Source organism: Actinocrinis sp. (assembly GCF_035650855.1).
Lineage (GTDB): Bacteria > Actinomycetota > Actinomycetes > Streptomycetales > Catenulisporaceae > Actinocrinis.
This window is the reverse complement of the sequence record NZ_DASRGV010000011.1, coordinates 1-9,900: the sequence shown is the minus strand read 5'-3', so window position 1 is coordinate 9,900 and position 9,900 is coordinate 1. Positions and strand designations below refer to the sequence as shown.

Genomic DNA, 9,900 nt, shown 5'->3' with positions numbered 1-9,900 from the left:
GGCGGCAACTGGGATCCCAACGCCTGGGCGACGCTGTTCAAGAACGCAGGTGCGCGCTTCGCCGGTCCGGTGGCCGAGCACCACGACGGGTTCTCGATGTGGAACAGCGCCTCGAACCCCTGGAACGCCGTGGCCAAGGGCCCGAAGCTGGACTTGGTGGCGCAGCACGCGCAGGCCATCCGCGGCCAGGGGCTGAAGTTCATGTGCTCCCTGCACCACGCCTACCACTTCAACGGCTACTACCAGTACGTGCCGTATCAGTCCGATGCGAACCTGCGCATCCTGTTCGGGCAGCAGGGCAGCGGCCCGGAGAACCTGCTGTGGTACAACAAGCTGATCGAGGTCATCGACGGCTACCAACCGGACCTGATTTATCAGGACTTTGACCTGACCGCGGTGCAGGAGTCCTACCGGCTGCAGTTCCTTGCGCACTACTACAACCAGGCGGTGGCCTGGAACAAGGACGTGGTGGCCACCTACAAGGACGGGCTGGACAACAAGGGCGAGGTCTACGACTACGAGCGCGGCGGACCCGGCGGCCTGCTGACCCCGTACTGGGAGACCGACGACGCGATCTCCTCCTCCTCGTGGTGCTACACGGTCGGCCTCGGCTACTACACGACGCAGGCGCTGCTGCACGCGCTGATCGACCGCGTCGCCAAGGGCGGCACGATGCTGCTGAACATCTCGCCGATGGCGGACGGCACCATCCCGTCCCAGCAGCAGAGCATCCTGCTCGGCATCGGCGACTGGCTCGGCCGCTTCGGCGAGGCGATCTACGCGACCCGGTCGTGGACCTCGTACGGCGAGGGGCCGACCGCGATGGGCGGCGGCTCGTTCACCGGACCGCGCGCGGGAACGCCGAAGGACATCCGCTTCACCCGCAGCCAGGACAACACGATCCTGTACGCCACCGCGCTTGGCTGGCAGGGCAGCACGATGACGGTCACCAGCCTCGGCACCAACAGCTTCAACCTCGCCGGACTGGTCTCCGCGCAACTGCTCGGCAACACCACCGGGACGTACATCAACCTGCCCAAGCCGACCCAGGACAGCGGCGGCCTGCACTTCGCGATGCCGTCCTCCAGCGCCCCGTTCAGCGCGCTGGCGTACACGGTCAAGCTCACCTTCTCCGGGCAGATCGGCGGTCCGCCCGGAAACGGCGGCGGCAACACCGTCACGGTAACCAACCCGGGCAGCCAGACCGGGACCGTCGGGACGGCGATCACCGCGCTGCAGGTGCACGCGTCTGACTCGGCGTCCGGGCAGAGTCTGACCTTCTCGGCCACGGGCCTGCCGCCCGGACTGTCGATCAGCGCCTCCGGCCTGATCTCCGGCACGCCGAGCACCTCAGGGTCCTACAACGTCACGGTCACCGCCAAGGACTCGACCGGAGCCTCGGGCTCGGCGGCGTTCACCTGGTCGGTCTCCGGCGGTTCGAGCGGCGGCGGCAGCGGCGTCCACGTCGACTACGCGCGCACCGCCGAGTGGGGCGGCGGGTTCACCGCCAATGTGACGGTCACCAACAACGGCACCAGCGCGATCAACGGCTGGACCGTCGCCTGGTCCTTCCCAGGGGACCAGAAGATCACCAACGCGTGGAACGCCACCGTCAGCCAATCCGGCGCGGCCGTCTCCGCGACCAACGCGAGCTACAACGCCAGCATCCCGGCCGGCGGCAACGTGCAGTTCGGCTTCCAGGGCACCTTCACCGCGAACGACTCCTCGCCGACCTCGTTCACGGTGAACGGGACGCCGTCCAGCTGACCGTCGCCGAAAGCGGCCCGGCCGCGGCACGAAGCCGCGGCCGGGCCGCGCATTGACCTGCCTCACGCTCAGGACTTGCGCGCGAGCAATCCGTATACATTGATGTCGGCGTCGGTGACGTCGTTGATGTCGCGGTAGGTGATCTTCTCGATGTCGTCCAGGTCATCGAACAGGTCGGCGTCGTTCGTCTGATGGACGCTCAGGGCCCACGGCCGGTGGTCGGGGCGCCAGTGGTGCACGGGCACGACGCCCGGCTCGACCAGCTCGAGGCCGCTGTCCGTGACGAACCGCAGGATCTCGGGCTTGGAACGCAGCACGAACGTCATTCCGCTGTCCGCGTAGGACTTGGCCACCTTCATGCCGGTCTCGGGGTTGAGGTCCGCGGTGAGGTGGCTGAGGATCAGGTAGCTGCCGGGAGCGAGCGCGCCGAGCAGCCGTGCGACGACGTCGTACGCCGCCTCGTCCTCGACGAAGTGCAGCACCGCGGCCAGCACCAGCGCGACCGGACGGTCGAAGTCGAGCGTGCGCCCGGCGTTCCGCAGGATGCTCTCGGCGTCGCGCAGATCGGCGTCCAGGTAGTCGGCCGCCCCTTCGGGCCTGCTGGTGAGCAGGGCGCGCGCGTGCGCGAGCACCACCGGGTCGTTGTCCACGTACACGATGCGCGAGTGTGGCGCGATCCGCTGCGCGATCTCGTGCACGTTCTCCGCGGTGGGCAGACCGGTGCCCACGTCGAGGAACTGGCTGATGCCCAGGGTCGTGGTCAGGTGGCTGACGGCGCGGCGCACGAAGTCGCGGTTGTGCCAGACGTTGAGATAGCCCCTGGGGTTGGCCGCCAGCGCCGCCTTGGCCGCGGCGCGGTCGACCGGATAGTTGTCCTTGCCGCCGAGGAAGACGTCGTACACGCGCGCGGGGTGCGGCCGGGTCGTGTCGATTCTCGCGTTGATGCGCTGAGCGCGATCAGCGGCGCCGGATTCGTCGGAGTCCCCAAGCATGCGATCCCCTTTGCGGTTCAGAGACGAGATGGCTACCACGGTAGGCCTTAGCAGTGGATCTCGTCCTCTACTCATGGGATGTGAACGGCAACGCCTCAGCTGAACGGGTGCTTGATCGCTTGAAACTTTCGGTCGGGCCGCGGCCGGCATGGCAGGGTTCGCCGAATCGAACGTGATCGAACTGGTGAGCTGGCCTGCGCTGACTCCTCGTCGTCGGTTGCGGCGGGATTGGCGCCCAGAAGCACCGGTCTTGAGGTTTCCTGTCCGAGTTGGCAACTTCACCCGCGGCAGTTTGCACGGCGGGTCGGTACATCCCACCAAAGCCGTTCTCCGGTACGCGAGGCGGAGGGCGGCCGGCTGGCGCGAGAAAGGTGATGTTCGTGCCTCAGGACGCTCATGACGGTACTCGCCGTGCGACGGGCGGTTATCGGCGGCCACATCCGATGCGGTCGGCGATCGCGGCGATGGTGGGTGTCGCGGCCGTGATCGCGGCGATGCTGGCCACCGCTCCGGCTTCGGTGAAGCCGGCGGCGGGCGCGGTGACGCCCAACGGCACCCAGCGCGGCCCGGACCCGACGATTCAGAGCATCGAGGCAACGCGCGGCACGTTCGCGACCGCTCAGATGGCAGTGTCACAGGGCAACGGCTTCGGCGGGGGAGTGGTGTACTACCCGACCGACACCAGCCAGGGCACGTGGGGCGCACTGGCGATCGTGCCCGGCTACACCGCCAAGTGCGCGAACGAGGAAGCCTGGATGGGCCCGTGGCTCTCGTCGTTCGGGTTCGTCGTGATCTGCATCGAGACCAACACCACCACCGACAGCGACACGCAGCGCGCCGCCGAGCTGTCCGCGGCGCTCAACTGGCTGACCACGCAGAGCGCGGTGAAGAACGAAGTCGACCCGAACCGGCTTTCGGTGCTGGGGCATTCGGCGGGCGGCGCCGGGGCGATCGAAGCGGCCGAGCAGCGCCCGTCTCTCAGGGCCATGATCGGCTTGGCGCCCGGCTTCCCCGGCATGGGACTGACCATGGCCACTGATCACGTGCCCTCCCTCATCATCGGCGGGCAGGCCGACGGCACCGTGACGCCCTCGTATCTCACGAATCTTTACGCCACGCTCCCGGCCTCGACTCAGAGCGCGCGTGCGGAGATCGCAGGTGCGGATCACGTGTACTACACGCACCCGAACAATGTGGAGATGAAGCTGATCATCCCGTGGCTCAAGGTGTTCTTGGACAGCGACACCCGCTACGAGCAGTTCCTGTGCCCGTCGCTGCCCGATCCCTCCACGATCTCCATGTATCAGTCGAAGTGCCCGTATGTGCCGCCCGGCGGCAGCAGCGGCAGCCCCTCGTCGTCGTCGTCGAGCAGTCCCACAGCCAGCCCGTCGAGCAGCCCGTCGAGCAGTCCCTCAGCGAGCCCTTCCATGACGCTGCCCTCAGGTAAGTGTTCGGCGACGTACCAGGCTGAGGGTTCCTGGCCGGGTGGATTCCAGGGACAGGTGACGGTCACCGCCGGCAGCAGCGCGATCAGCGGTTGGAGTGTGCGCTGGGGCCTGAGCGGTGGTCAGCAGATCACCCAGGTGTGGAACGGGACGCTGAGTGCCAGCGGCTCGAGTGTGTCGGTGTCGAACGTGTCCTACAACGGCTCGCTCGGGGCCGGGGCGTCGACCACCTTCGGGTTCCTGGCCAACGGCGCGCCCTCCACCCCCGCCCTTACTTGCACGAGCCCCTGACGCCGTCCTTCAGCGCAGCGCAGGTTGCTCGACGTTGAGCCGTCCGGACTGGAAGCCGTCGACCGTCACCGGCGCGGTTCCGAAACCAGCGGCCGCGACGGCGTCGAGCATTTCGGGCAGGTCGCGCACCGCGGCGACCAAGTGCGGGTCGACCTCGACTCTGGCGCTGTCGCCGAGATGGCGTACCCGCAGATCGCGCGGACGCAGCCCGGCGGAGGCGAGCACTTGGCGCACCGCGCGCTCGGCCCGGTCCACTTGGGCCAGACGCAAGCTCGTGACCTCGACGCCGTAGCGGATCCTGCTGGCCAGACACGGGGTCGCGGGTTTGTCCCAGACCGGCAGGTCCCAGTGCTGGGCGATCTGGCGCACCTGCGCCTTGCTCAGCGCGGCGTCGCGCAACGGGGTGTGCACGCCGCGCTCGGATCCGGCGCGGATTCCGGGACGAAAGGGGTCGGCTGCGTCCTGCGCGTTCGTTCCGGTCGCCAGCTGCTCGAAGCCGTGTTCGCGCGCCAGGCGGCCAATCGCGTCGAGGACGTGGGACTTGCAGAAGTAGCAGCGGTCGCGGCCGTTGGCCCGGTAGCCGGGGCTGCTCAGTTCCGAGGTCCGCTCGGCCAGGTGCCGCACGCCGAGCCGGGCGGCGAAGGCCGCGGCCGCGTCGAGCTCACCGGAGGCCAGGCTTTCGGAGACCGCTGTTACGGCGAGCACCCGGTCGGCGCCCGAGGCTCTTACCGCGGCGGCGAGTACGAGGGCTGAGTCCGTCCCGCCGGAGTAGGCCACCGCGACCGGCCCGATCGCGCGCAAGCTCGCGATCAGAAGCGCCGCTTTGGACTCGACGAGCTCGGCCTCAGCTGTCTCAGTACTCGTCGACGCCGCCGACGGGGTTTGGCTGCTCATCCGGCTCCGGCTCTCCCTTCCACCCGGGCTGTGTGGTCGCTGCGGCGTGCAGGTCGAGCGCCTGCCGGCTGACCGCGCGCAGCGGTCGGCCCAGGCGCGTCGCGGCCCGCGCGACGTCGTCGAACTCCGGCTTAGCTCCGTGCGGCCCGATCTTGACCCGGACCGGATGACCGTCCACGTCCACGGTGTCCACGTGCCGGGGCAGCGTCGTGCGAGTCAGTACACTGCGGCGCACGCCCAGGCTGCCGGTCTCGGCGAAGATCAGCCGCTCCAGCCGGTCGGCCTCGTCCGGGTCGGCCAGCACGTGCAGGACGTGGGCGGAGCGGCCCTTCTTCATCACCGCGGGCGTCACCCAGGCGTCATGCGCCCCGGCGTCGATTGCTGTGGCCATCGCGTATGCCAGCGTCTCCGCGGTCACGTCGTCGAGGTTGGTTTCGAGCACGACGACCGGTTCCTCGATCGACCCGCTCGGAAGCGAGGCCTGCACGTCGACGCTCGCCGCCAGCCCGAGGGTGACGGCCGTGACGTTCGGCCGGTCGGCGAGCCGCCGCGTTCCGGCGCCGTATCCGGTCGCGCCGAGCGTCATCGCGGGCGGTCCGCCGTAGCGCGCCCCGGCCGCCCTGAGCAGCGCCGCCGCCGTGGGCGTGACGGTTTCGCCGGGCAGGTCCGTGGCTACGACGGCCGCGCCTTCGAGCAGCGCGAGTGTCGCCGGGGCCGGTTGCGGGATCAGGCCGTGCGCACTGTTGATGCGGCCGGTGCTCAGCGGCAGGGGAGCGGAGACGACCCGGTCCACGTTGAGCGCGTGCAGCGCGGCGCCGACTCCGACGATGTCGATCAGCGTGTCGTGGCCGCCGAGCTCGTGCAGGTGGATCTCGCTGACGGCGCTCGCGTGCAGCCGGGCCTCGGCCTCCGCGATCGCGGTCAACGCGCTGACCGCGAACCGGGCGACCGGAGCGGGAGTCGCGCGCGCGGCCATCTCGATCAGCCGCGCCGCCGGCCGGCATTCCTGATCGTCCGTCACCCGCACGGCGAGCCGGGTCGCCGCGAGGCCGTGCTCGACGACGCGCTCGGCCTCCAGCTGCCAGCCGGTGAGCCCGGTTCTGGCGACCGACGCGCGCACGCCGTCCAGCGGCGCCCCGGCGTCCAGCAACGCGGCCAGCAGCATGTCGCCGGCCAAACCGGTGAACGGGTTGATCCAGCAGGTCACTGCCTCGCCGACGATCAAGGCCTCACCGCCTCGCCTCGACCGTGCGGGCCAGGCGGTGCGCGGCCATCGCCGCCCCGAACCCGGAATCGATGTTGACCACGGTGATTCCTGCCGCGCACGAGGCGTGCATCGCCAGCAGCGCGGTGACTCCTTCCAGCGCGGCGCCGTAGCCGGTCGAGGTCGGCACCGCGATCACCGGACAGCCGACCAGGCCGCCTACGACGCTGGCCAGCGCGCCCTCCATGCCCGCCACGACGATGACCGCGTCGGCGCCCGCCAGCTGGTCGCGGACCCGCAGCAGGCGGTCGATTCCGGCGACGCCGACGTCGTGGATGCACGCCACGTCCAGCCCGATCGCCGAGGCCACCGCGCCGGCCTCGGCGGCGACCTGGCGATCTGAGGTGCCGGCCGCGACCACGAGGGTCCGGAACCCGCCGGCGTCAGCGGGCCGCCACACCAGCAGCCGCGCCTCGCTGTCGTGGCGGCCGTTCGGCACCCGCGCCGCGACCTGCTCGGCGACGGCGTCGTCCACGCGTGTGACCAGGACCGGGCCGACGTTGCCGGACAGCAGCGCCCTGACGATGCCGCAGATCTGCGCCACCGTCTTGCCCGGCCCGTAGACGACCTCGGGGAGACCCTGCCGCGCCTCGCGGTCGAGGTCGACCCGTGCGTAGCCGAGGTTGGATACGGAGTCGGTCATGCCGGGCCCGACACCAGGTACGGGATCGTCTGAGGGCCTTCCGGCAGAATGCACACTCGCGCGTCGGGCCCGGCCGCCGCCAGCGCCTTGGCGACGGTCGCGCTGATATCAGCGGTCTGCTCCAGGTGCGCCGCGGAGAGGTCCGCGTCGCTGAGATACGAGGTGTGCATGACCACGCGGCTGCGCGACTGAATCCGAGCCTGGATCTGCACCTGCCACTGGTCCGGCACGGTGTGCGGCCGCGCCTGGATCGCGGCGAGCAGCGCCTGGGACGAGGGCGCGGAGGCGAGCACCTCGCGATACGAACCGTGGTCGGGGAAGCCGTCGCGGCACTCGGCCGCGCACACGATGGTGCCGCCGGGCCGCACGACCTGAAAGGCCGCGGACATGCCCTTGACCGCTTGATAGAGGTTCTGATCCAGCGGATAGCCGGAGTTCGTGGTGACCACGACGGCGAAGGGGTCGTGCACCGGCCGCATCGCCAGCGCCTTGGCCAGGCCGCAGGCGGCCGAGTGCATCGGGAGCAACGCGCCCCCGAACGCCGCGACGATCTGCTTCTCCCGGTTCAACACGACGTCGAGGGCGAAAGTCACCCCGGTCGCGGCGGCGATCGCGCGCACGTCGTCGTGTACCGGGTTGCCCACGGTCACGCCCCAGGTCGCGGAGGGATGCCCGATCCGCTTGGCGTCGTGCAGCACGAGCACCGTCTCCAGTGCGGCCAGTCCGGGCGCGACCAGCTTCGGCCCGCCGGAGAAGCCCGCGAAGAAGTGCGGTTCGACGAATCCGGTCGTGATGCGCGCGTCCGCCTCGACCCACTCGCGGTTGAGCCACACCGGCACGTCGTTGCCGAACCGTCCGAGCCAGACCAGTTGATCGCGGTCGCGCGCGTCGTGGTTGACGATCCGTACCGCGTCGACGACTTCGTCGCCGAACATCCGCCGCCACTCGGCCTCGCTGTTGCCGCGGTGTGTCCCGGTCGCCACCAGGATCACCACGTCCTCAAGGCGCACGAGCCCGTCGAGTTCCTCCAGCAGCACCGGGATCATCACGTCGCGCGGCTGCGGCCGGGTGCCGTCGCAGGCGGAGATCGCGACGGTCTGCCCGCGCTTGACCTTCTCGCGCAGCGGCGGGCCGGCGACGGGATTGCGCAGCGCTTGGCGCAACGCCGCGCGCGGGTCCGCCGCCGCTTCCCGGTATACGGGCTCGACGATGGTGGCCCGGTGCGGATCGACCTCGATGTGCAGTTCGTCCTCACCGTATGCCAGGCGCACCCTCATCTCGCGTCCCCCGTGGACATCAGTCCTGGACCTTGCCGCCGGTGATCCGGGAGATGACCAGGGCGACCAGGATGATCGCTCCGTTCAGCGCGCCGATCCACTGGGCCGGCACGCCGCCGAGGGTCAGCACGTTCTGGATCAGGAACAGCAGCAGGATGCCGGTGAACGCGCCGAACATGCTGCCCTTGCCGCCGTTGAGGCTGATGCCGCCGATGACCGCCGCGGCGAAGACCGTGAAGATGTCCCCGTTGCCCTGCGCCGAGGCGACCGAGGCGAGGCGCCCGGACAGCATCAGGCCGCCGAGCGCCGCCAGCACGCTCGCGGTGACCATGACGATCCACAGCACCCGGTCGGTGCGGATGCCGGCGGTCTTCGCGGCGTCCACGTTGCCGCCGATCGCGTAGAGCGCGCGGCCGAAGCTCGTGTAGCTGAGCACGACGATCCCGATCGCGAACAGGATCAGCGTCACCCAGACCGAGGCGGGCATCCCCAGCCACTGCGCGGTGCCCAGATACAGCATCGAGCCGGTCAGGTTGAAGAAGGTCTGGCCGCCGGAGATGCCGGTCAGCAGGCCGCGCAGCACGATCAGCATGCCGAGCGTGACGATGAAGCCGTTGAGCCCGAACCGGATGATCAGCAGGGCGTTGACGATGCCGATCGCGACGCCCACCGCCAGCGTGACCGGGACGGCCCAGCCGCCCGGCAGCAGGCCGAGGCCGTGCCCCGCGCCCTTAGGCACCGTCAGCCATGCGGCGACCCCCGGGGCCAGGCCCATCGTGGACTCCAGCGACAGGTCCATCTTCTTCACGATCAGCACGAGGGTCTCGGCCAGCACGAGCACCGCGATCTCGGACATCGTCTGCAATACGTTGATCAGGTTGTCGGAGCGCAGGAACACCGGGTTGACCACCTGGCCCACGATCGCGATCGCGATGATGGCGGGGATCAGCGCCAGGTCGCGCAGCCGGGCGACGGCGATGCGGCGGCGGCGCACGGCGCCCGCCGGGTCGCGCGCGTCCCTCGCCGATCCGGTCTCCGACGCGGTGTCGGACGCGGTCTCAGACACGCAGATCCACTCCTTCCATCGCGGCGACCAGGGCGTGGTCATGCCAGCCGCGCGCCATCTCGGCCACCATCCGGCCCTGGAACAGCACCAGGACCCGGTCGCAGCGGCGCAGGTCGTCCAGCTCGTCCGAGGCGATCAGCACCCCGGTGCCGCCCGCCGCGGTCTGCTCGACCTTGCCGAGCAGGAACTCCTTGGACCGCACGTCCACCCCGGCGGTCGGGCTGATCAGCACCAGCAGCTTCGGGTCGTTCGCCAGCGCCC

Annotated in this window: 8 protein-coding genes and 1 pseudogene; 2 read left to right on the top strand and 7 right to left on the bottom strand. The window is 70.1% G+C overall.

Features of this window, described 5'->3' with window-relative positions; translation table 11 throughout:
* On the top strand, positions 1 to 1,767 hold a 1,767-nt coding region (locus VFB40_RS00990), incomplete at its 5' end, for an alpha-L-fucosidase (RefSeq protein ID WP_324847324.1).
* 68 nt (positions 1,768 to 1,835) lie between these two features.
* On the opposite strand, the gene VFB40_RS00985 is transcribed toward VFB40_RS00990, so the two are convergent.
* Positions 1,836 to 2,759 carry an SAM-dependent methyltransferase gene (locus VFB40_RS00985; protein WP_324847323.1) on the bottom strand — a complete coding sequence of 308 codons (924 nt, stop codon included), beginning with the start codon at positions 2,757 to 2,759 and terminating at the stop codon, positions 1,836 to 1,838.
* Between the two features lie 443 nt (positions 2,760 to 3,202).
* Between VFB40_RS00985 and VFB40_RS00980 the strand changes: the two genes are divergently transcribed.
* Positions 3,203 to 4,495, top strand: a complete 1,293-nt coding sequence (locus tag VFB40_RS00980; protein ID WP_324847322.1) for a poly(ethylene terephthalate) hydrolase family protein — start codon at positions 3,203 to 3,205, stop codon at positions 4,493 to 4,495.
* A gap of 9 nt (positions 4,496 to 4,504) precedes the next feature.
* Here the strand turns inward: VFB40_RS00980 and larE are convergent, their stop codons facing one another.
* The 6 genes and pseudogenes from larE to VFB40_RS00950 form a co-directional block, all read right to left on the bottom strand.
* Positions 4,505 to 5,389, bottom strand: a complete 885-nt coding sequence (larE, locus tag VFB40_RS00975) for an ATP-dependent sacrificial sulfur transferase LarE (RefSeq protein ID WP_324847321.1) — start codon at positions 5,387 to 5,389, stop codon at positions 4,505 to 4,507.
* A complete protein-coding gene (larC, locus tag VFB40_RS00970; protein ID WP_324847320.1) occupies positions 5,349 to 6,614 on the bottom strand; it encodes a nickel pincer cofactor biosynthesis protein LarC in 1,266 nt (421 codons plus the stop codon). The genes larE and larC overlap by 41 nt, the downstream gene beginning before the upstream one ends.
* A gap of 4 nt (positions 6,615 to 6,618) precedes the next feature.
* Positions 6,619 to 7,296, bottom strand: coding sequence for a nickel pincer cofactor biosynthesis protein LarB (gene larB / locus VFB40_RS00965; RefSeq protein WP_324847319.1), 678 nt, complete (start codon positions 7,294 to 7,296; stop codon positions 6,619 to 6,621).
* Positions 7,293 to 8,573: a nickel-dependent lactate racemase gene (gene larA / locus VFB40_RS00960; RefSeq protein WP_324847318.1), complete on the bottom strand. Its 1,281-nt coding sequence runs from the start codon at positions 8,571 to 8,573 to the stop codon at positions 7,293 to 7,295. Before larA ends, larB begins: the two co-directional genes overlap by 4 nt.
* Before the next feature lie 19 nt (positions 8,574 to 8,592).
* Positions 8,593 to 9,681: an ABC transporter permease gene (locus tag VFB40_RS00955; protein ID WP_414641994.1), complete on the bottom strand. Its 1,089-nt coding sequence runs from the start codon at positions 9,679 to 9,681 to the stop codon at positions 8,593 to 8,595.
* Positions 9,632 to 9,900: pseudogene (locus VFB40_RS00950) on the bottom strand (sugar ABC transporter ATP-binding protein); the annotation flags it as partial. The pseudogene VFB40_RS00950 and the gene VFB40_RS00955, both read right to left, overlap by 50 nt.

What these genes read in the sequence shown, in the direction of transcription:
- VFB40_RS00985 (WP_324847323.1), bottom strand. Translation starts at nt 2,759, where the DNA reads ATGCTTGGGGACTCCGACGAATCCGGCGCCGCTGATCGCGCTCAGCGC.
- VFB40_RS00980 (WP_324847322.1), top strand. Translation starts at nt 3,203, where the DNA reads ATGCGGTCGGCGATCGCGGCGATGGTGGGTGTCGCGGCCGTGATCGCG.
- larE (WP_324847321.1), bottom strand. Translation starts at nt 5,389, where the DNA reads ATGAGCAGCCAAACCCCGTCGGCGGCGTCGACGAGTACTGAGACAGCT.
- larB (WP_324847319.1), bottom strand. Translation starts at nt 7,296, where the DNA reads ATGACCGACTCCGTATCCAACCTCGGCTACGCACGGGTCGACCTCGAC.
- larA (WP_324847318.1), bottom strand. Translation starts at nt 8,573, where the DNA reads ATGAGGGTGCGCCTGGCATACGGTGAGGACGAACTGCACATCGAGGTC.
- VFB40_RS00955 (WP_414641994.1), bottom strand. Translation starts at nt 9,681, where the DNA reads ATGACCACGCCCTGGTCGCCGCGATGGAAGGAGTGGATCTGCGTGTCT.